General features: G+C 49.3%; 20 protein-coding genes. 8 read left to right on the plus strand and 12 right to left on the minus strand.

Features of this window, described 5'->3' with window-relative positions:
* Positions 1-54 precede the first annotated feature (54 nt).
* From SGR01S_RS02440 to SGR01S_RS23565, 4 genes are all read right to left on the minus strand, one after another.
* Complete coding sequence (locus SGR01S_RS02440; protein ID WP_061806432.1) at positions 55-615, minus strand: fasciclin domain-containing protein; 561 nt, start codon at positions 613-615, stop codon at positions 55-57.
* Positions 616-773: 158 nt separating this feature from the next.
* Complete coding sequence (locus SGR01S_RS02445) at positions 774-1,463, minus strand: alpha/beta hydrolase (protein ID WP_061806433.1); 690 nt, start codon at positions 1,461-1,463, stop codon at positions 774-776.
* Positions 1,464-1,620: 157 nt separating this feature from the next.
* Positions 1,621-2,172, minus strand: a complete 552-nt coding sequence (locus SGR01S_RS02450) for a GNAT family N-acetyltransferase (protein WP_061806434.1) — start codon at positions 2,170-2,172, stop codon at positions 1,621-1,623.
* A gap of 349 nt (positions 2,173-2,521) precedes the next feature.
* Positions 2,522-2,680 (minus strand): YqaE/Pmp3 family membrane protein, encoded by a 159-nt coding sequence (locus tag SGR01S_RS23565; RefSeq protein WP_037419737.1) that lies wholly within the window; start codon positions 2,678-2,680, stop codon positions 2,522-2,524.
* Between the two features lie 222 nt (positions 2,681-2,902).
* Between SGR01S_RS23565 and SGR01S_RS23570 the strand changes: the two genes are divergently transcribed.
* On the plus strand, positions 2,903-3,079 hold the full coding sequence (locus SGR01S_RS23570; RefSeq protein WP_037419739.1) for a GhoT/OrtT family toxin: 177 nt from the start codon (positions 2,903-2,905) through the stop codon (positions 3,077-3,079).
* 52 nt (positions 3,080-3,131) lie between these two features.
* Here the strand turns inward: SGR01S_RS23570 and SGR01S_RS02455 are convergent, their stop codons facing one another.
* Complete coding sequence (locus tag SGR01S_RS02455) at positions 3,132-5,249, minus strand: TonB-dependent siderophore receptor (protein ID WP_061806435.1); 2,118 nt, start codon at positions 5,247-5,249, stop codon at positions 3,132-3,134.
* A gap of 421 nt (positions 5,250-5,670) precedes the next feature.
* The gene (locus SGR01S_RS23575; protein ID WP_073963401.1) at positions 5,671-5,961 is read right to left on the minus strand and encodes a hypothetical protein; all 291 of its coding nucleotides are present in this window, start codon (positions 5,959-5,961) and stop codon (positions 5,671-5,673) included.
* 170 nt (positions 5,962-6,131) lie between these two features.
* Between SGR01S_RS23575 and SGR01S_RS02460 the strand changes: the two genes are divergently transcribed.
* From SGR01S_RS02460 to SGR01S_RS02470, 3 genes are all read left to right on the plus strand, one after another.
* A complete protein-coding gene (locus SGR01S_RS02460; protein ID WP_061806436.1) occupies positions 6,132-6,614 on the plus strand; it encodes a hypothetical protein in 483 nt (160 codons plus the stop codon).
* A 464-nt stretch (positions 6,615-7,078) separates the two neighbouring features.
* Positions 7,079-7,639 (plus strand): 3'-5' exonuclease, encoded by a 561-nt coding sequence (locus SGR01S_RS02465; protein WP_061806437.1) that lies wholly within the window; start codon positions 7,079-7,081, stop codon positions 7,637-7,639.
* Positions 7,640-7,747: 108 nt separating this feature from the next.
* Positions 7,748-8,941 (plus strand): multidrug effflux MFS transporter, encoded by a 1,194-nt coding sequence (locus SGR01S_RS02470; protein ID WP_061806438.1) that lies wholly within the window; start codon positions 7,748-7,750, stop codon positions 8,939-8,941.
* Between the two features lie 5 nt (positions 8,942-8,946).
* Here the strand turns inward: SGR01S_RS02470 and dadX are convergent, their stop codons facing one another.
* Together dadX and SGR01S_RS02480 are read right to left on the minus strand one after the other, a co-directional pair.
* The gene (gene dadX / locus SGR01S_RS02475; RefSeq protein ID WP_061806439.1) at positions 8,947-10,020 is read right to left on the minus strand and encodes a catabolic alanine racemase DadX; all 1,074 of its coding nucleotides are present in this window, start codon (positions 10,018-10,020) and stop codon (positions 8,947-8,949) included.
* Between the two features lie 72 nt (positions 10,021-10,092).
* A complete protein-coding gene (locus SGR01S_RS02480) occupies positions 10,093-11,397 on the minus strand; it encodes a D-amino acid dehydrogenase (RefSeq protein ID WP_037419747.1) in 1,305 nt (434 codons plus the stop codon).
* A gap of 538 nt (positions 11,398-11,935) precedes the next feature.
* On the opposite strand from SGR01S_RS02480, the gene SGR01S_RS02485 reads away from it, so the two are divergent.
* Positions 11,936-13,471 carry a SpoVR family protein gene (locus tag SGR01S_RS02485; protein ID WP_037419977.1) on the plus strand — a complete coding sequence of 512 codons (1,536 nt, stop codon included), beginning with the start codon at positions 11,936-11,938 and terminating at the stop codon, positions 13,469-13,471.
* 61 nt (positions 13,472-13,532) lie between these two features.
* On the opposite strand, the gene fadR is transcribed toward SGR01S_RS02485, so the two are convergent.
* Positions 13,533-14,252, minus strand: a complete 720-nt coding sequence (gene fadR / locus SGR01S_RS02490) for a fatty acid metabolism transcriptional regulator FadR (protein ID WP_037419750.1) — start codon at positions 14,250-14,252, stop codon at positions 13,533-13,535.
* Positions 14,253-14,495: 243 nt separating this feature from the next.
* Here fadR and nhaB point away from each other — a divergent pair, with 243 nt between their 5' ends.
* On the plus strand, positions 14,496-16,067 hold the full coding sequence (nhaB, locus tag SGR01S_RS02495; RefSeq protein ID WP_061806440.1) for a sodium/proton antiporter NhaB: 1,572 nt from the start codon (positions 14,496-14,498) through the stop codon (positions 16,065-16,067).
* 123 nt (positions 16,068-16,190) lie between these two features.
* On the plus strand, positions 16,191-16,721 hold the full coding sequence (dsbB, locus tag SGR01S_RS02500) for a disulfide bond formation protein DsbB (protein WP_037419753.1): 531 nt from the start codon (positions 16,191-16,193) through the stop codon (positions 16,719-16,721).
* Between the two features lie 735 nt (positions 16,722-17,456).
* Here dsbB and SGR01S_RS02505 read toward each other — a convergent pair.
* Both SGR01S_RS02505 and ycgN read right to left on the minus strand, forming a co-directional pair.
* Positions 17,457-17,783 (minus strand): TonB family protein, encoded by a 327-nt coding sequence (locus tag SGR01S_RS02505; RefSeq protein ID WP_061806441.1) that lies wholly within the window; start codon positions 17,781-17,783, stop codon positions 17,457-17,459.
* Positions 17,784-17,962: 179 nt separating this feature from the next.
* On the minus strand, positions 17,963-18,409 hold the full coding sequence (gene ycgN / locus SGR01S_RS02510; RefSeq protein ID WP_037419758.1) for a cysteine cluster protein YcgN: 447 nt from the start codon (positions 18,407-18,409) through the stop codon (positions 17,963-17,965).
* Between the two features lie 403 nt (positions 18,410-18,812).
* On the opposite strand from ycgN, the gene SGR01S_RS02515 reads away from it, so the two are divergent.
* Positions 18,813-19,061: a CsbD family protein gene (locus tag SGR01S_RS02515; protein ID WP_037419760.1), complete on the plus strand. Its 249-nt coding sequence runs from the start codon at positions 18,813-18,815 to the stop codon at positions 19,059-19,061.
* A gap of 71 nt (positions 19,062-19,132) precedes the next feature.
* Here SGR01S_RS02515 and SGR01S_RS02520 read toward each other — a convergent pair whose 3' ends face one another.
* Positions 19,133-19,789, minus strand: coding sequence for a fumarylacetoacetate hydrolase family protein (locus SGR01S_RS02520; protein WP_012145477.1), 657 nt, complete (start codon positions 19,787-19,789; stop codon positions 19,133-19,135).
* Positions 19,790-19,811: the final 22 nt, after the last annotated feature.

Raw genomic sequence — 19,811 nt, forward strand, 5'->3', positions numbered from 1 at the left:
GATTAAGGTGCGGGGGCTGTCGCTCAGGCCACCCGCACCAAGTATAGACCCAATTTATTTAGGCATCAGGACGGTATCAATAACATCAATCACCCCATTTTTCTGGTACACATCATAGGTGCTGATATTCGCTATATTGCCCTTTCCATCTTTAAGCTGAATATTGTGTGGCCCATTGTTCATGATCCACAAAGGTTGCCCATTCACCGTTTTCAATTCAGCTGATCCCTTACCGTCATGGATTTTCTTCTCCAGTTGCTTCATGTCATACCTGCCTGCCACGACGTGATAGGTCAGCACACTGGTCAGCAACGCCTTGTTTTCCGGCTTCAGTAAATTATCAACGGTACCCGCAGGTAATTTGGCAAAAGCAGCATTGGTAGGTGCGAAGACAGTAAATGGCCCTTGCCCCTGCAGGGTATCTACCAGCCCTGCCGCTTTAACCGCAGCCACCAGTGTTGAATGGTCTTTGGAATTAATCGCATTTTCGATAATGTTTTTACTCGGATACATGGCGGCACCACCGACCATAACCTGATCAGACATCATGGCAGCAGCAGACACGCCGCTGAACAGGACAGATGCACATAAAACGCCAGTAATAAGCTTTTTCATGACCATTTCCTCGAAGGTAAGGGAGGTAAAGTTTTGCCTCACATCCGGATATACGTACGAGGAGATGCTTTTGGATGCAGCTGATGAAAAATTATTTAAGCAGTTAAGATCTGTAAATGAAAAACCCCACAGCCGTGGGGTCTTGGAATGCACAACCTTTACGACGCGTTGGCTGCATCATCAATTAAAGCCGCTATTTCCTGAGGGTGTGAAGCGAGAGAGGCATGACTGGCATTCAACGTAATGACTTTTTTCGCTTTTAACCGTGTTGACATACGTTGTTGATTCTCTGGCGCAATCATCCGGTCGCTACTGGAGATTTGATACCATGATGGTTTGTGCTTCCACGCAGGCTCAGTAATAGCGTTACCGAAGGTACTGGCCAACGGCGCCTTTTGCGTCACTGCCATCACCAGAGCTTCATCAGCAGAAAGATCCTGGCAGAAGCTTTCATGAAATTTATCTGCTTTAATCCATAAATAACCGTCACTGTCCGGCACCAGATTCGCCGCCGCAACGGGAGGATGTTCTTGCGTAATTCCACCAGGGCTTTCACCAGCATCCGGGGCAAACGCGGCGATATACACCAATCCGACGACATTCGGTAGATTACCCATTTCACTAATAACCGCACCGCCATAAGAATGACCGACCAAGAGCACCGGGCCGTCCTGCTGCGCCACCATCTTACGCGTGCGTTCAGCATCATCAGCCAGCGATGTCAGTGGTACCTCAACGGCGTGAATGGAGTGATAACCCTTACGTGACAATTCGGTAATGACTTTGCTCCAGTGCGCTGCACCGCCCCAAAATCCATGCACCAGGACTACTGTAGGTTTTGCATTCATTACTGATTCCCTCTTTAACGTGGAGGCGCTACGCCAGACCTGTGCAATGAGTGCTGTGATCCTTCCAACATCCTCAGCCCTGAATCAAAACGCCTTATATGCCCTGTTGTATATAGTTCACATCCGTCGCTTTCAGCAATAGCTACGAATAGTTAACTCAGGGTCCATCCACCCGCGCATTCCATTGAGCCCGTGTTATTTCCCAGATTTCCGTAAGCATACGACCGCCGACATAGTCATTTTCTTTCGTTGCGACCACACGCATACCGCTATGCTTAGATATACGTCGTGACGCCAGGTTATTTTTTGCCTTGGGTACCCTCAATACAGCTTGCCCCAGCACATTGAACCAGTAATCTGTCACAATCTGACTGGCTTCCGTCATCAATCCCTGACGTTGCCATTCCTGAGCAAGCCAAAAACCACGGTTGCTGCCATCGCCAAGACTCAGGTTAATCACGCCGATCAAATGCCGCTCATCCTCTTGCCGTCGGATAGACCAAAACCAGCCAGTACCCGCAGCCATCGCCGGTAATGCAACATGATTGATAAACTCAAGCGCGGCCCCCTCAGGGTATGGCCAAGGTATTTTGCTGGTCATGTGGCGTACGATTTCCCATCGTGGAAACAAATGCTGAATATCTCCAGCATCTGCGCGTTCCAATGGCCGTAATACCAATCTAGCGCTGACTAATACGGGAATATTCATGGGACAGTCTCCAATACTTATGGGTGGTCTTGGCAGCAAAACACTCACTCGATGACATTAAAACTAGGATTTATACCTATTACGATCTAAAATCCCATGTAAAAACAATAAGAAGTAATTTCACCAAAACCGAAAGGGAAGTTTTACATGAAGGAAATGATCTCTATCCTTTTTATCGCAGGCTTGTTGGCGATGCTGTTTTCATGGCTGTTTGTCTATGGCCTCAACATCCATTAGGGTCTCATAAAGATAAAAACCCCGGCACGTACAAACGCCAGGGTCAGTCGTGCTACACGACATTCATGGATGCATTTCCACTGAAAATGCCGGGAATTAGACAGCCTAGCGACTATTGTTTCGTCTGGATCCAGAAGGCGTGGATCAACCCAGGGAAGTAACCCAGTAAGGTTAAGATGATATTGAGGATAAACGCCCCGCCGATGCCTTTATCAAGCAATACACCCAGTGGCGGCAGGATGATGGTAAATACGATTCTCCAAAAGCCCATAATTGCACCTCATGTTGTTCTATCAGCCTCCAACATATTACATCTGCTTAACATTTTCAAATTACCTCATCACTGAATAACCTTATAAACCTGCGGCAGACATAAGTATCCACACATAATGTAGTTATATATTGCAAATTGAACAAACAATTAATAAGCGTTGATTATGTGGAATTAAGCTCCTAGAATTTACGGCTTAAAAATACAACTGGGATTGGTTTCATGTCGTCGCTGTGGGTTGCAACACAATACTTTTATTTAATTGGCCTGTTCGTTTCTATGATTTTTACCTACTTGGTCAGTCGGGACACCATAAAGATTCGTTTTATCAGTGCATTAACGATTGGTTTGACCTGGCCTCTGAGCTTGCCTGTAGTGTTGATGTTCTCCTTGTTCTAGCGCTATAGAAACCGCCCCGCCAAATACCGACGGGGCGATACTGGCCCTTTCCTCAGAAGTCGTATCCTACCGTTGCCACCACGGTACGTTCCGCTCCCCAGTAGCAATACCCAGTGCCGTAACACGCAGCAACGTACTCTCTGTCCGTCAGGTTATTCACATTCAATTGCACATAGGCACCTTTCAACGACGGATTAACACGGTCCAAATTCATTCGCACCGAGGCATCCAGCAACGTCACAGAAGGAATACGCAGCGTATTTTCATTATCCGCCCACTGTTTACCGATATAACGCACCCCAGTACCAAGTTCCACACCGTAAGCAGCCGCGTATTTTCCCCATAATGATGCCATTTGTTCTGGCACCAAATACGGTGTATTGCCGTCGTTGCCATCAATCGCATCTTTGAACTTCACTTTGTTATAGGTATAGCCAGCAATCAGATCGAGACGATCTGTGAGCTTGCTACGAGCCTCGAGTTCAACGCCCTGAGAATGCACCTTACCGGCAGGCAAATAATAACTTTGCTGTACAACACGGTTGGCTACATCTTTCTGCGTCAAATCATAAAGCGCCACGCTGTAGATTGATGAACTGCCTGGTGGCTGATATTTCAAGCCCACCTCATACTGTTCGCTGGTGCTCGGTTTCAGCATATGCCCGTTCTGATCGGGCAGCGCCTCTGGTGTCACTGCCGTGCTATAGCTGGCATAAGGTGAGAAACCGCTATCAAAGTGATAAAGCAACGACGCGCGCCCGCTGAAGTTATCATCATTACGCGCATCGCTGGTGCCCGTATTAAACACCGTATTTTTTGATTCTATCCGGTCAAAACGACCGGACAGATTCAGATACCAGTTCTGCAGGCTGATTTCGTCCTGTAGATAAAGTCCTGTCTGCTCATAGTGGCGTCTGGAATCGGTCTGTGTCAGGTTGGTTAACCCTGCGCCACCGGACACGCCGGTATAGGGATTCACCTTAGAAGCCCCTGCTGACTCGTCCCACAGGTTGTTACGAAAGCGCTGGTAATCCAGGCCCAGCATCACTTTGTGCTCCAGTAACCCGGTAGCAAAATCCGCTTCAAGTTGGTTATCGACAGCAAACGCATCTAACGACGTCGCCGAACCACTGTAATAACGGTTCAGTAATTGGTGTTCTGGATCCCAGCCAATCTGGTATACCTGCTGTAATTCAACATTAGAATGGGTATAACTGGCATTTTGCCGGAATGACCAAACATCGTTAAAACTGTGTGAGAAAGCATAGCTGTAGATTTGCTCCCAACGTTTGAACACATTACGGCTGCTTTCACCATCAAAGAACCCTCGGCCCAGTTTGTCTCCGGAGCTTGAGTAGAGACTGCCATCTGCCGGCACCGCGCTGTGATAGCCGCCAGAGGGATCCTTTTGCAAATAAGCTTTCAACAGTAACGAGGTATTTTCATCGGGCTGCCACAGCAATGATGGTGAAATAGCATAGCGTTCTTCGCGCTGGTGGTCATACATGGTTCCACTGCTGCGCGTCATTCCTGTCAATCGATAAGCCCACTGATCCGACAATGGACCTGTCACATCAAAAGCGCCACCTTTGGTGCTGTTATTACCGGCACTGAGGTTGACGTGCCCCTGCGTGTCGAATTGTGGCCGCTTGGACGTCAATGCAACCAACCCGCCCGGAATACTCTGCCCATACATCACCGAAGAAGGCCCTTTGATAATATCGATACGTTCCAGGAACCAGGGATCAACCTGCAAAGCATTGTAGGTGCCACCGTCACTCAGTAAACGTAAACCATCAAGGAAAGTATTATTAACGTCACCGCCATGGAAACCACGCAACGCAATGGTGTCATAGCGCGTCGCACCACCGGAAAAATTGGTAAAAACACCGGGTGCATATTTCAAAGCATCATTAACCGTTTGGCTATTCTGATCGGTCATCTGCTGGCGTGTAACCACCGAGACAGACTGCGCAGTCAGGACCAATGGCTTGTCGGTTTTATTGGCCCCTTGGCTGGTCGTGGCCTGGTAACCTTGTGTTTGTGCTTCTGCCGTATCGGCGGGTTTTGCCGTGACGACAAGTGTATCTTCAGCTAACGACGTCAACGGCAACAAGATCGCGAGTGCACATAAAACACACGACCGTTTGACAGGAAAAATCATCGGCATGCCTGTAATCCCTGGTAAGTATCATTAATTCGCACTCTATAAGCAGACCAGCCAGTCACACTGAGTAATGCCGTCCATAGAGGTTTCTTCGGTGCATTTATTTAAATGCAAATAATAATGATAATCACTATCTTTATCCATAATGATTTACAATATACGTTGGCTTTTTATGAGCGATCGAAGCGAGTCAATCCACAAACGCCCTTATAGTCACAGTGGACATAGCTTATTGAAAAGAAAAAATGCCAGCACAAGGCTGGCTAGAGAGTTAGAGTAAATGGAACAGGAACGTGCCGGATATGGGTGGCGCATAAGGAGACACTCCTTCTCACCCTTACCAGCCAAAAATGATAACGATTATCATTATATTTTGAAAAGTGCTTACTATCTTCAACTTTCACAACCACTGGGAGGTTGACCTTCAACGAGGTCTGGTGAACCGGGCATACAAACGCCCTATCGTTAACAGCGTGCCCCAAACCAGAATATTCACCCCACTCCATACGATGAATACATATATAAAGGTTTGATAAATGGGAATCCCTCTATCGGCGGAGAAAGGATTAAAATGCCAAAATCGAATAATGACGAAAGGGTTCAAGTTAAACCACTTAAAAAAGAAAGCGACAAGCATTGGCGGAAGGAAAAAATAAAGACCCAGCGTAAAAATCAGCAGATACGCTGCAAAACGGCTATTTTTATAATCTTTCATATCAATGATTTACCATTAAAATTCAACTAAAAACGCCACAAGCCGTACTGTTTGAACAGACCTGACATGCACTGATTAGTTCCCCTTCGGGGGTAAAATAAAGCCTGTTTGGCGTTTCAAATTCATTTAGTTTTTGGGTGCTATAACGCTTGTCAGCTCAGGAGGCTTCAATGATACCGGACTATTGCTCTATACAGCCAACCCCCAAAAAACTCAAAGTCATCTATGGCTGGTATATATATACCGTCTACGCACAGTTGATCTTTAATATTTACCTGGCGGTTTATAACGGCTGTGTCAGGCGCCCGATTGAAGCACCGTTGATCTCCGTGTGCCACAGCCTGTTCATAGCATTTATACTCTATCACGTGTTGAAAAAACGCACGCATTTTGCGTGGATTATGCTGGCCTATTACATTCTGATGCGGCTGTATTACGCCAATGTGCTGCATATCGAATTCAATGCATGGAGCCGTGGGCTGGTATTCATTTTTCTGACCCTGCTACTTACTGGCACAGTCGCCGTAGGGCAACTGGCAACACCACCGCTGCGTCAGGATTGGTTGGCACGCCTGGGCTGGCGGCAATGGATAACACTGGCTGGTGTGGCGGGTATATTGACACCGCTGATTACCATCGATTATTTAGGCTGATCGCCGGTCATTATCTTGGGATATGGGGCTCTGAGATATCCACCAGGCGGCATACCTTGGTGTAGTTGTTAGACTTTTCACATATTTTATCAGTGACAAAAACGCCAAGGTAGCTCAATACCAGCAAATAACCGACCATGCACAAAATGAAAATAAACGTTCTCACCGATAAGACCAACCCGACAACAAAACCCTGAGCATCATACCTTGGTTACCCTGCCTTAGACTATTTCAAAGTATTTTATAAATCCGCAGGTCTTTACATATCGGCAAATCGGATGTGACTACAGGCCAAAATGAGCACTCATACTCATGTTCATTTTGTATGTCTGTGAACATGGTGCCTGCTTGATACATCTGGGTTACGCCAATGTCGCCCCCGCGTTTGGCCGCCAGAGCTAACGGCGCATCCTCACCCGGTTTGTAGTAATATTATGCACGACCTCACTCAGCCGGGAGACCCAATGCACCATCTCATGTTAGACATTGAAACGCTGGACATAAAGCCGAGCGCAGTGATTCTGGTCGTTGCCGCTGTTTTTTTCGACCCGCAAACTGGTCAACTCGGCGCTGAGTTTGAAAACGCCGTCAATAGCCAAAAAGATCAACCCGGTAGAACCATCAGCCTGGATACCGTCGCCTGGTGGGCGAAGCAATCAGATGAAGCTCGTAAGCTGGCTTTCGGCGGCACGGAAAGCCTTAAGCGTACACTGACCAACCTGAGCCGGTTTATCCATATGAACAGCACCGATCAGGTAAAAGTCTGGGGCAACGGCAAGGAATTCGACTGCACCATCCTCGAGCATGCCTTTCAGCAGCTTGAAATGCCGTGCCCGTGGAAGTTTTGGGATACGCAAGATGTCCGTACGGTGATCACACTGGCCGAACTGCTGGGTTTCAATCCCAAGAAAGAACGGGCATTTGAGGGCACACCTCATCGCGCATTGGATGACGCCAAACATCAGGCGCGCTACGTAGCAGATACGATCTCGGCACTCTACTATCGCAAAAGCTCCGCACTGTAAGTGGAGCAGACAGACGAAGCGTTGGCCGGCTGATGTTTTGCCTCTTTCTATTTAACGCCAGAGTCTCTACTCTAGCCCTCTTTGTCACTCGGATGTGCTGTTTTTGTTATGCAAAAATTTCTGTTTCTGCTTCTTAGCCTGGTGCTACTCGGTCCGCTGGGCATCGATCTCTATTTACCGACTATCCCCGCGATCGCTCTCGGCCTTAACAGCAGCGAAGCGCTGATTCAGTCCACTATTTCTCTGTTCATCCTGGTGTTAGGCCTTGGACAGATTATCGCCGGCCCATTAGTGGATAACTACGGTCGTAAACCGGTAGCACTGGCAGGCATTGTGATTTACATGCTTGGTGCTGCCATGGCTGCGCTGGCAACCACACCAACGGTGTTTGTTGCTTCGCGCCTGCTGCAAGGTGTAGCGGTTTGTTGTACTGCGGTAGTGGCATTCAGTGGCGTACGCGACCGAATGAACGGTGACGATGCTGCGCGCGCCTTTGGTTTTCTCAACGGCACGCTGAATATCATTCCTGCACTGGCGCCGCTTCTTGGTGGTCTGCTAGCCGAAGCCTTTGGCTGGCGCGCACCATTCTGGTTCCTGGTGTGTTACGCCTTAGCCGTATTGGTGCTGATCGCCCTGCGGCTGCCAGAAACTCGCCCGGCAGATACCGTGCGTGTCAAAGGATTACCGGTGCGGCAATATGCCCGCATTCTCAGCGACCGCCGCTTTCTGTCCTTCGCAGTCGTTAACTCTGGCGCCATGGGTATGGCGCTGACTTATGTCTCACTGGCACCTAACGTGTTGATGGGAACTGCCGGCCTAACACCGTTGCAATTCTCTCTGGTGTTTGGCGCTAACGGCTTTTGGATCATGCTGGTGAGTTTTTTCGCAAACCGGATTATTCACAAAGTCGGACGACCAATATGTCTTGCGACCGGCGGAATGTTGATGGGCATCGGCTGTATTGGATTACTGCTTGGCGTGTTTTTACTGCCAGGGTCAGCACAAACTCATTGGCTCACCTATATGTTACCGGTCGCTTTCGCCTGCGCGGGGCTTGCCTTTGTTATGGGGCCGGCAACCAGTTACGCGCTGGAGCCGTATTCCAACGAGGCTGGTGTTGCTTCAGCATTAGTGGGCTTTGTACAGATGGCCGGTGGTGCGGGACTAGGCTTGCTGGCAATGGCACTGCCGTTACAACCCAAGTTGTCATTGGCACTGGTGATGCTGGTAGGTTGCCTGCTGGCGCTGCACGCACGGCAGCGCAGCAAGCAAATTAAAGGTCAATTGAAGAAAGTAGCCTGAGGCTTTTAAGCCTCAGTGGTCACAGGCACTCTGACGGCCAACGCCGTCAGTAATTCATAACCCAACGTGCCTGCCGCGGCGGCAACATCGTCAACCGGCAGGCGCTGCCCCCAAAGCTCAACTTCCGCCCCGATACCCGCATCGGGGCAAGGCGTCAGATCAACCACCAGCATATCCATCGAAACCGTACCTAGCGTTCTCGTCAGCACACCGTCTACCCAGACAGGTGTCCCGGTCTGCGCATGGCGCGGATAACCGTCCGCATAACCACAAGCAACTACGCCGATACGTTGCGCGCCCTCGGCACGGTATCGCCAACCATAGCCAACCTGATCACCGCGCTTCAGCGTTTGAATACCAATAATTTCGCTGCTCAGCGTCATGGTGGGCTGCAAACCGCTATCAGCAATGTCACGCCATTGCCCACTAGGCGAAGCCCCATAGAGCACAATGCCTGGCCGCACCCAGCTACCGTGGGTTTCTGGGTGCCACAGCGTGGCAGCAGAATTAGCCAAACAACGCGGCAACGGAATAAGCGACGCAGCATCTTCAACGGTCGCCATTTGCTCTACTACACCCTGAGGGCCGTCAGCGGTGGCAAAATGGCTCATTACCGTCATATTCGCAATATTGCTTATCTCCCGCGCTTTTAACCAAACGGAGTGCAAACGTTCCGGTACAAATCCCAAGCGATTCATACCGCTATTCACTTTTAGATAAACATCTAGCGGCGCCGACAGTTTAGCCTCAGCTATCGCCGACAATTGCCAATCACTGTGCACTGACGTCGTCAAACGGTAGTGATCGATCAGGGCCAAATCTTGCGACTTGAAGAAACCTTCCAGCAGCAGAATCGGCCCCTGCCAGCCCGACTCTCTCAATGTAATGGCTTCGGCGAGATCCAACAGAGCAAAACCGTCGGTCTGTGCCAGACTGCGCCAAATGTGTTTAATACCGTGCCCATAGGCATTGGCCTTTACTACCGACCAGACTTTAGCACTGGGTGCAAAACGACGAACAACCTGCAAGTTATTTTCAAATGCGCCAAGGTGCAGCGTGGCGGAAATCGGGCGAGGCATGGGCACTCCTACGGGCCTGCGAATGCAGTCACGGGCCAACGCCCGTGACAATCACGTCAATAAATTAGGTTTTTAACGCGCGGGATGCACATCATTTAAAGGACCGGCATAGAGGTTACGAAATCCAGCGCTGTAGCGCGCCACCCCCAAGTCGTCTGAAGGAATAGCCGGCGTGATACCAGAGATGAGATCAGAAAGTAGCTGGCCAGAACCGCAGGCCATTGTCCAACCCAAGGTGCCGTGCCCGGTGTTCAGGAACAGGTTTTTCAGCGACGTTTTACCGACAATCGGTGTGCCATCCGGCGTCATCGGGCGCAGACCGGTCCAGAAGGTCGCTTCTTCAACTCGCCCACCATTAGGGTAAAGATCACGCACAACCATCTCAAGTGTCTCCCGCCGCTTTTGCTCAAGCTGCGTATTAAAACCAACAATCTCCGCCATGCCGCCGACACGTATACGCTGGTCAAAACGAGTAATGGCGATTTTGTAGGTTTCATCCAGAACCGTCGAGAATGGGGCCGCAGCCTCATCCGTAATCGGGATGGTCAGTGAATAGCCCTTCAGCGGATATACAGGGATCGACACCAGGTCGCGCAGCAGCGCAGTGGAATAGGAGCCGAAAGCCACCACATAGCTGTCAGCCTTGAAGATTTCACCGCCGCATTGCACACCACTGATTTTGTCGCCTTCCACCAGCAAGCGATCAACGCTGCGGTTATACAAAAAGGTAACTCCTGCTTGCTGCGCCAGTTTAGCCAGTTGCTGGGTAAACAGTTGGCAATCACCGGTTTCGTCGTTTGGCAGTTGAAGACCCCCGGTCAGCTTATGGGCTACCTGTGCCAATGCAGGCTCAACGCTAGCCAGTTGGTTGGCTTCCAACAGCTTGTAAGGCACGCCGGCATCTTCCAGTACAGCAATGTCCTTCGCCGCACTTTCAAACTGTTGCTGGGTTCGGAACAATTGCAGCGTACCGCCTTGGCGGCCTTCGTACTGGATGCCGGTTTCCTGGCGCAGTGCCTTGATACAGTCACGACTGTATTCCGCCAACCGCACCATCCGCCCTTTATTGGTCATATAGTGTTCAGTGTTGCAGTTTTTTAGCATCTGCCACATCCAGCTCAGCTGGAAACTGCTGCCATCAAGACGAACAGCCAGCGGCGCGTGGCGCTGGAACATCCACTTAATCGCCTTCAGTGGCACACCCGGCGCAGCCCACGGAGCTGCATAACCCGGTGAGATTTGCCCGGCATTTGCCGCGCTGGTTTCCATCGCAGGACCAGGCTGACGATCAATAACCGTGACCTCATGCCCCGCCTTCGCCAAATACCAGGCACTCGCAACACCAACAACTCCACTACCTAAAATTACCACTCGCATCGCTGACTCCAGCTCAAGGCATCACAAAGCATAATCTTCTGCTCACAGGAAATTAACTCAGTGGAAAAATCCGTCCAACATCTTAGTCATCAAACGTGACAACATTCACAATTAATTTATCGTTCATGGCCGGTTCTTTTGCAATAGCTACCTATAAATAGCGATAAGATGTTGTGAAAGCCCGATTTAAGAGCGAAACAATGACCAATATGCTAGCAATGACATCATTGACAGCACAGAAAAAAACCATGGCATGCAACATGGATTTAACAGAATATAAAAATGAAACAACGGCGTTACGGCAGGATAAAAAACCATAAAAACAGGATTAAACTGCCACAACCTTTTGCAGGCCTTCCAGCCCTCCTCAGCAGAAAAAACTCACAAGAAAATCCCTCTGGCACGTCCTCATTGGGAATCGATGAGTCAGATCGTTGAATTTTTAAGCTTTATATCATTATTCCCTCTGCCCAGATTGAGCTACGATTGATCTAGGGTCTGCCGTTTGAGCAAGGTCCGTAATAACGAGGGTGCGCTGATGACTACTTCAACACATGACAAGGTCAAGGAAGATAAACGTCTGAGTGATGGACCGGACTGGTCGTTCGAACTGCTGCAGGTGTACCTGGAGCACATCGATCGCGTGGCCAAACATTACAAGCTCGACACCTACCCTCATCAGATCGAGGTCATCACCTCAGAACAGATGATGGACGCTTATTCGAGCGTCGGCATGCCGATTAACTATACCCATTGGTCATTCGGTAAAAAATTCATTGAGACCGAGCAGCGTTATAAACATGGGCAGCAAGGCTTGGCCTATGAAATCGTGATCAACTCTAATCCCTGCATTGCGTATCTGATGGAAGAAAATACCATCACCATGCAGGCGTTGGTGATGGCGCATGCCTGCTACGGGCACAACTCCTTTTTCAAGAATAACTATCTGTTCCGCAGTTGGACCGATGCCAGTTCTATCGTCGATTATCTGCTGTTCGCCCGTCACTACATCAGTCAGTGCGAAGAACGCTATGGCGTTGAAGAGGTGGAGAAGCTTCTCGACTCCTGCCACGCCTTGATGAACTACGGTGTTGATCGTTACAAACGACCTCAGAAGATCTCATTGGTCGAAGAAAAAGCCCGACAAAAAAGCCGCGAAGAGTACCTGCAGAGCCAGGTAAATACGCTATGGAAAACCCTGCCGCGTGTCGAACGTGAAGAGGCACCAGAGCAGGCTCGCCGCTATCCAAGTGAACCTCAGGAAAATATCCTCTATTTCATGGAGAAAAATGCTCCGCTGCTGGAACCATGGCAACGTGAGGTTCTGCGCATTGTGCGTAAAGTGAGCCAGTATTTTTATCCGCAAAAGCAAACGCAGGTGATGAACGAAGGTTGGGCGACATTCTGGCACTACACCATCCTTAATCATCTGTACGATGAAGGTCGGGTAACCGAACGTTTTATGCTGGAGTTTTTGCACAGCCATACTAACGTGGTGTATCAACCGCCTTACAACAGCCCTTATTACAACGGTATTAACCCGTATGCACTGGGCTTTGCCATGTTCCAGGATATCAAACGCATTTGCCAATCGCCGACAGAGGAAGACCGTTATTGGTTCCCGGACATTGCCGGTAAAGACTGGTTGGAAACACTGCACTTCGCCATGCGTGACTTTAAGGATGAAAGTTTCATCAGCCAGTTCCTGTCACCGAAAATCATGCGTGACTTCCGGCTGTTCACCGTGCTGGATGACGACCGTAATAACTATCTGGAAATTGCGGCGATCCACAATGAAGCAGGCTACCGGGCAATCCGCGAAGAGCTTTCGGCGCAATATAACCTGAGTGATCATGAACCTAACATTCAGATCTGGAATGTGGATTTACGTGGTGATCGCTCGTTAACGCTGCGTTATATCCCGCAGGACCGTGCGCCTCTGGACAAAAGTCGGCGTGAGGTAATGAAACACCTGCACCGTCTGTGGGGGTTCGACATTATTTTGGAACAGCAAAACGAAGATGGCAGCGTCGAGCTATTGGAACGGTGCCCACCACGACCGACACCGTTATAACCTTGCAACCATAACAAAAGGGGCGCCACTGGCGCCCCTTTTACATCATACGGGAAGACTTCTAACGACGGGCTTCGGTCAGGTCGCTTGGCATAGTGCCTTGCATGCTTTGCCAAATGGCGCCGCTATCTTTACCGTAGTTACGCACGCAGTCCATGACCTGATCATATGACTTCTCATGACACAGCGTCGACAGCTTGCTATAGAAAGTCAGCGCCAGCTTGCGAGACTCCGGGTTTGAGAAGTAGTAACGGCCAACACGGGTGTACAAGCCTTTTAGGCCGTTGAAGATCAGACCGTAAATCGGGTTGCCTGAGGCAAACGCCAAACCACGGAAAATTTCGTAGTCCAACAGATTGAATGCATCCGCCTGATCTTCCACTTGGGTGGCTTTCGCCAGCACTTCCTGAGCGGCCTCTGGATGATTACGCACCGCTGCGCGAATAAAGATCGCCGCAATATTGGTGCGAACAGACAGCAGGTTGTCGATCAATTGAGGGACACTTTGGTGATCAAGACGTGCCACTGTCTCAAGAATATTGAGGCCAGATGTTTCCCAGAAATTATTTACTTTGGTCGGTTTGCCATGTTGAATGGTCAGCCAGCCATCACGGGCCAGGCGTTGTAAAACTTCGCGTAACGTGGTGCGTGTAACACCAATCAACTCTGAAAGCTCACGCTCCGCGGGCAAAATAGAGCCAGGGGGGAAGCGATTATTCCAGATACTCTCGATAATGTATTCTTCCGCGAAACCGGCAGGACTCTGCGCCTTTATGACCATGTGTTTGACGTTCCGTAGCGACGATAATCAGTAATAGTAGTCGGCTGATCATACCAGATCGCCAAAGCATGACATAGCGTGAGCGAAAAACATTAAACGAAACTGTGCATAAAGTGGCAAAAATTGTGCAAAAACACCGCGTCAGAGAAATTTCACGTCGTAAAGCAAGCCCATGTTGCATCTGCCCCGGCAGCATTGTTAGGGTAATATGCGATAACTTATTTTCAGGACGTGTAACGCATAATGGAAACAACCTTACGCAGTGCCCTGGTGAAAAACTTCCTTGGGCAATCACCTGACTGGTACAAACTGGCCATTCTCATTTTCTTGGTGGTCAATCCGCTGGTTTTCTTTTTCGTCGATCCTTTCATTGCAGGTTGGCTCTTTGTCGTTGAATTTATTTTCACTCTGGCAATGGCGCTAAAGTGCTACCCGCTGCTACCGGGCGGTCTGCTGGCAATTGAGGCCGTGCTGATCGGTATGACCAGCCCCGACCGTGTGAGCGAGGAAATTGCTCATAATCTGGATGTCCTGCTGTTGCTGGTATTTATGGTGGCAGGTATTTACTTCATGAAGCAGTTGTTGCTGTTCGTCTTCACCAAGCTACTGTTAAACATTCGCTCTAAAATGCTACTTTCTTTGGCATTCTGTTTTGCGGCAGCGCTATTGTCAGCCTTCCTCGATGCACTGACGGTAGTCGCGGTGGTTATCAGCGTCGCGACCGGGTTTTATTCGATTTACCACAACGTGGTGTCGAACCGAACTGACAGTAATGCCGATGTTGGTGACGACAGCACATTGGTAAGTGAGGATAACAAACAAACACTCGAGCAATTCCGTGCGTTCCTGCGTAGCCTGCTGATGCACGCAGGCGTTGGGACCGCGTTAGGGGGGGTGATGACCATGGTTGGCGAACCGCAAAACCTGATCATCGCCAAAAGTGCAGACTGGGGATTTGTCGACTTTTTCCTGCGCATGGCACCAGTGACGCTGCCGGTGTTGGTCTGTGGTCTGTTGGTCTGTCTGCTGGTCGAGCGTTTCTGCGTCTTCGGGTACGGTGCAAAACTGCCGGACCGCGTGCGCGAAGTGCTGACAGAGTTTGATCGTCAGGCTACCGCCGGACGCAGTAAACAAGAACAGATTAGGCTGGTGGTTCAGGCGCTGATTGGCGTTTGGCTGGTTGTCGCGTTGGCCTTTCACCTTGCGGAAGTTGGCCTGATTGGCCTGTCGGTGATTATCCTCGCAACCTCTCTGTGCGGCGTCACCGATGAACACGCCATTGGCAAAGCCTTCCAGGAGGCACTGCCCTTTACCGCCCTTCTGACGGTATTTTTCACCGTGGTGGCGGTAATCATTGAACAACATTTGTTCACTCCGATCATCCAATTTGTATTGCAGGCTGACCCTTCATCTCAGCTGTCGCTGTTTTATCTATTTAACGGCTTACTGTCTTCCGTTTCTGATAACGTGTTCGTCGGCACGGTGTATATCAATGAGGCACGCACGGCATTTGCAAACGGTGCTATTTCGCTCAAACAGTTCGAAATGCTGGCGGTTGCCATTAACACCGGAACCAATTTACCGTCGGTCGCCACACCGAATGGCCAAGCGGCATTCTTGTTCCTGCTCACCTCAGCGCTGGCTCCCTTGGTACGCTTGTCCTACGGGCGTATGGTATGGATGGCTTTACCCTATACTGTGGTCTTAACCCTTGTCGGCTTGCTGTGCGTGCAATTCACTCTGGCCCCAATGACTGACCTGTTAACCCAGTGGCACTGGTTGACGCTACCGTCGATTGACGCTGCTGCACATTGATCGTGTTACCCTCCCCGCTGTCAGCGACTATTTTTGTGCTGAATACGCTCCAGGTGGCTGGCAGCGGGGTTGAATTGGTTTACACTGCCGGTTCAATTGCTTACTGCATGGAAGAATAAATATATGTTGCAATTCTTTAACCGTTGCTCGCAGGGGCGCGGTGCTTGGCTGTTGATGGCCCTGACTGCATTGGTACTGGAATTAGTTGCACTCTACTTTCAGCACGTAATGCTGCTGCAACCCTGTGTGATGTGCATTTACGAACGCTGCGCGTTGTTTGGTATTCTGGGTGCCTCACTGCTTGGTGCCATTGCGCCAAAAACGCCACTGCGCTATGTCGCTATTCTGCTGTGGATTTACAGTGCCTGGGAAGGCCTGCAACTGGCGTGGAAACACACCATGATCCAGCTGCATCCTTCGCCGTTTAATACCTGTGATTTCTTCGTCAGCTTCCCTTCCTGGCTGCCGCTGGATAAATGGCTGCCAGCCGTGTTCCATGCGTCAGGTGATTGCTCTGTGCGCCAATGGGAGTTCCTGACACTGGAAATGCCACAGTGGCTGGTCGGCATCTTCACTGCGTATCTGTTGTTCGCCATTATCGTGCTGCTCGCGCAATTTGTCCGCCCGCGACGTCGCGACCTGTTTGGCCGCTAAGCGCAAAAGAATAAAAAACGGCGCCCCAGGGCGCCGTTTTTTATCGAGTTATTGATGATCTTCAGAGGTAAGTCGGTATTAAGTATGTGTAAGGTAATAAACAACCACAATCAGCGCACCAGCCACGGCAAACAGACGTATCATTTTCATTATTTTACTCTCGGAACTTAGCGTGAGAGCGGTCAAACTACCTAACCTTATGTATAAAAAGAAGCATCCGAACAGGTTTCAGTACGTAATTTACATAACATTAAGTTAGTAGCGTGAAAAGTCGCATGTGGGGGCTAATAAATTACGCGTTCGGGATGAACGGCGTGAGAGGCTGAGACATTCAGTGTTCTAACTCATCTGCTTTATACAAAAAAACTCATCATAGTGATGCATTATTGCATCAATATTTTGATGAAGTTTTGCCGAAAAATCCTTATAGTATCTGCAAGTTAGTATCACCGATTTCCCTGGTGTTGTTGTGTGTCTTGCCCCTCATCTTTGCAGGGGCTTTTTTCTTTATTATCTCACCAAATCGGTTTAAATACGTTCACCTCTGAATATCCCCACTCTCCTCTACCACGAGCCGCATAACGTCTGATAACACCCCTACGCGAATGGTGTCCTGATCTCTGTAGCATTTTCATGTCGAGCGGTACGATTCGGGCATGCACAGGAGAAACGGAGAGGAAGCTGCATCGGCACCGATGCACTGGTCGCGGTTAATCACGAGTCAACACGCTTTTATCACTTAGACATTTTAAAGTGTATGGTTGAGCTCATATTCTTATACGGCTTGTTTTTTTCATATCGCCACTGTGCCATCGCGATAATAGCCTTATCATCAAAGAGTCCGCGAGGTTTTGAATCGATAATTCTAACCTCACTAATTTTCCCATCGCTCCCAACATCAAACCGCACTTTAACATAACCCTCTATTTGATGGTCATGAGCATAGATTGGATAAACCGGTAAGACTCGAGACAAAAGTTTTGGTTTGGGGCCTTGTGCTGCATCGGGCGATGTACACGCACTGAGAATGAAGATAATAAAGAACATCAAAGGCTTCAACATAGCAACACCCTGTTGGCAAAAGTATAAAGCTCAGTCTAACTCACAGGTAATGAAAATCATTATCAATAAAATACATGACTGGAGGCCGTTGAGCATGTCAAACGCCAATTTGGTAGGAATCACCACGTGCAAAGCCCTGGCGATTTCCTACCTAATGGAATCCTTTTCTTCTCGACGTCTCAGCGTGCCCAGCTTGGTTTGTTCAGGATGTGATCCTGCCAGTCCACCACTTCACTTTCGCGTACGGCAATATGGCGTACGGTAATACGTTCACCGTGCATCGCCGCCTTGGAGCCGCTAACCAGCGGATGCCACGGAAATAAAGGCTTACCTTCACCAATCAGGCGATATGCACACGTCGGTGGCAACCAGTCGAAAGTCGTAAGATTTTCACGCGTCAACTTGATGCAATCCTCTTCCAGCTCAAAGCGGCGCTCATAATTGCGGCACTGGCACGATTTAATGTTCAGCTGGTTACAGGCTACGTTGGTGAAATAAATCTCGTCGGTGTCTTCGTCGATCAGCTTATTCAGACAGCATTGCCCACAACCGTCGCACAGCGATTCCCACTCTTGTTCTGACATTTCCGCCAGCGTTTTTTGTTGCCAAAAAGGGGTTTGTGACATGTTCGCGTCCGGTATAGGTAAATGAATAGATAACCTGCGTACAGGTTTTGAGGGTGCACTATATAGATATCCCAGCCAGATAGGAAGGCTGAAAACACTATATAATCATAGCGATAACAAAGTATCGCTTAAAAAAAACGCTATTTAAAACAACGGTATTCAACATTGCACGACATCACTGTCGGGCGATTACTCTATGTTTTCGGTGGTTTAGAACACCGAACTTATCGCTCAATTATACGTACAAATCGCAGACCCATCACCTTTCGTTTTTTCTCATGGTCGAATAAGCCCGTTCTCAGTCTCAAGATAAGATTCATCTCATAAAGCACGTTACGCCGCCCTAAGCAGCATAATCCTGCTATGGTTAATGTTCGCCTTTATACGAAATAGGGAGCCAAATATGTTTGGAAAAGCAGAAGATAAAGTGAATGAAGCTGCCGGCGCCGTGCAGGAAGCCTTTGGTAAAGCCACAGACTCGCCAGAACATCAGGTTAAAGGCGCGGCCCGTAAATACGCCTCTCAGGCCAGCTACGCAGCACGCGATGCGGCCGATACGGTGCGGACCCAGGTTGAATCCAATCCACTGGCAGGTGTGGCCATCGCCGCTGCTGTTGGCATTGTTTTCGGTTTCTTGCTGGGCCGTAAATAAACCATTTACTCAGCTATAACCGAAAAAACAAAAGGCCCCGTGGGGCCTTTTTACGTTGTTTCAATGTAGTTTTAAATCACACGTGTCGTTAGTGATTTACCGTTGAGCGTGATTTTCAACATGTCACCCGAACTCATTGGGCCAACGCCTTGCGGTGTACCGGTGAGAATAATGTCGCCAGCACGCAACGTGAAAAAACGGCTCATGTAACTGATCAGCGGTAAGATCGGCGTAATCATGTCACGGGTATTGCCCTGCTGACGTACTTGATCATTAACCGTCAGGGACAGTTCTGCGTTTTGCGGATCACCAAACTCTGCCACAGGAATGAAACCGGATATCGGACAGGATCCATCAAACCCCTTGGCTTTTTCCCAAGGTTGCCCCGCTTTCTTAAAGCCGGCTTGCAATTCACGCAATGTCAGATCAAGCGCAACACCGTATCCGGCGATAGCACGAGCCACACGATCTTCATTCGCTTGTTTTAACGGCGTGCCAATCAGCACTGCCAGCTCCACTTCATGGTGCACCGAACCGAACTCTTTGGGGATCGCCACCGGCTGACGGATATCACAGAGCGCCGTTTCGGGCTTAATAAAAACTACCGGTTCCGCAGAGGTTGCACTGCCCATTTCCTTGATGTGGTCAGCGTAATTACTGCCGACACAAACCACTTTATTCACTGGAAAATCAAGTAATGAACCCTGCCAGTCTCTATGTTGATACATACCGCCTCTCCCTACAATCATG

This window comes from Serratia grimesii NBRC 13537, from assembly GCF_001590905.1.
Classification (GTDB): Bacteria; Pseudomonadota; Gammaproteobacteria; order Enterobacterales; family Enterobacteriaceae; genus Serratia; species Serratia grimesii.

Bases quoted from the DNA above. Each gene is read 5' to 3' on its own strand.
- SGR01S_RS02440 (WP_061806432.1), bottom strand. From the start codon at position 615: ATGAAAAAGCTTATTACTGGCGTTTTATGTGCATCTGTCCTGTTCAGC.
- SGR01S_RS02445 (WP_061806433.1), bottom strand. From the start codon at position 1,463: ATGAATGCAAAACCTACAGTAGTCCTGGTGCATGGATTTTGGGGCGGT.
- SGR01S_RS02450 (WP_061806434.1), bottom strand. From the start codon at position 2,172: ATGAATATTCCCGTATTAGTCAGCGCTAGATTGGTATTACGGCCATTG.
- SGR01S_RS23565 (WP_037419737.1), bottom strand. From the start codon at position 2,680: ATGGGCTTTTGGAGAATCGTATTTACCATCATCCTGCCGCCACTGGGT.
- SGR01S_RS23570 (WP_037419739.1), top strand. From the start codon at position 2,903: ATGTCGTCGCTGTGGGTTGCAACACAATACTTTTATTTAATTGGCCTG.
- SGR01S_RS02455 (WP_061806435.1), bottom strand. From the start codon at position 5,249: ATGCCGATGATTTTTCCTGTCAAACGGTCGTGTGTTTTATGTGCACTC.
- SGR01S_RS23575 (WP_073963401.1), bottom strand. From the start codon at position 5,961: ATGAAAGATTATAAAAATAGCCGTTTTGCAGCGTATCTGCTGATTTTT.
- SGR01S_RS02460 (WP_061806436.1), top strand. From the start codon at position 6,132: ATGATACCGGACTATTGCTCTATACAGCCAACCCCCAAAAAACTCAAA.
- SGR01S_RS02465 (WP_061806437.1), top strand. From the start codon at position 7,079: ATGCACCATCTCATGTTAGACATTGAAACGCTGGACATAAAGCCGAGC.
- SGR01S_RS02470 (WP_061806438.1), top strand. From the start codon at position 7,748: ATGCAAAAATTTCTGTTTCTGCTTCTTAGCCTGGTGCTACTCGGTCCG.
- dadX (WP_061806439.1), bottom strand. From the start codon at position 10,020: ATGCCTCGCCCGATTTCCGCCACGCTGCACCTTGGCGCATTTGAAAAT.
- SGR01S_RS02480 (WP_037419747.1), bottom strand. From the start codon at position 11,397: ATGCGAGTGGTAATTTTAGGTAGTGGAGTTGTTGGTGTTGCGAGTGCC.
- SGR01S_RS02485 (WP_037419977.1), top strand. From the start codon at position 11,936: ATGACTACTTCAACACATGACAAGGTCAAGGAAGATAAACGTCTGAGT.
- fadR (WP_037419750.1), bottom strand. From the start codon at position 14,252: ATGGTCATAAAGGCGCAGAGTCCTGCCGGTTTCGCGGAAGAATACATT.
- nhaB (WP_061806440.1), top strand. From the start codon at position 14,496: ATGGAAACAACCTTACGCAGTGCCCTGGTGAAAAACTTCCTTGGGCAA.
- dsbB (WP_037419753.1), top strand. From the start codon at position 16,191: ATGTTGCAATTCTTTAACCGTTGCTCGCAGGGGCGCGGTGCTTGGCTG.
- SGR01S_RS02505 (WP_061806441.1), bottom strand. From the start codon at position 17,783: ATGTTGAAGCCTTTGATGTTCTTTATTATCTTCATTCTCAGTGCGTGT.
- ycgN (WP_037419758.1), bottom strand. From the start codon at position 18,409: ATGTCACAAACCCCTTTTTGGCAACAAAAAACGCTGGCGGAAATGTCA.
- SGR01S_RS02515 (WP_037419760.1), top strand. From the start codon at position 18,813: ATGTTTGGAAAAGCAGAAGATAAAGTGAATGAAGCTGCCGGCGCCGTG.
- SGR01S_RS02520 (WP_012145477.1), bottom strand. From the start codon at position 19,789: ATGTATCAACATAGAGACTGGCAGGGTTCATTACTTGATTTTCCAGTG.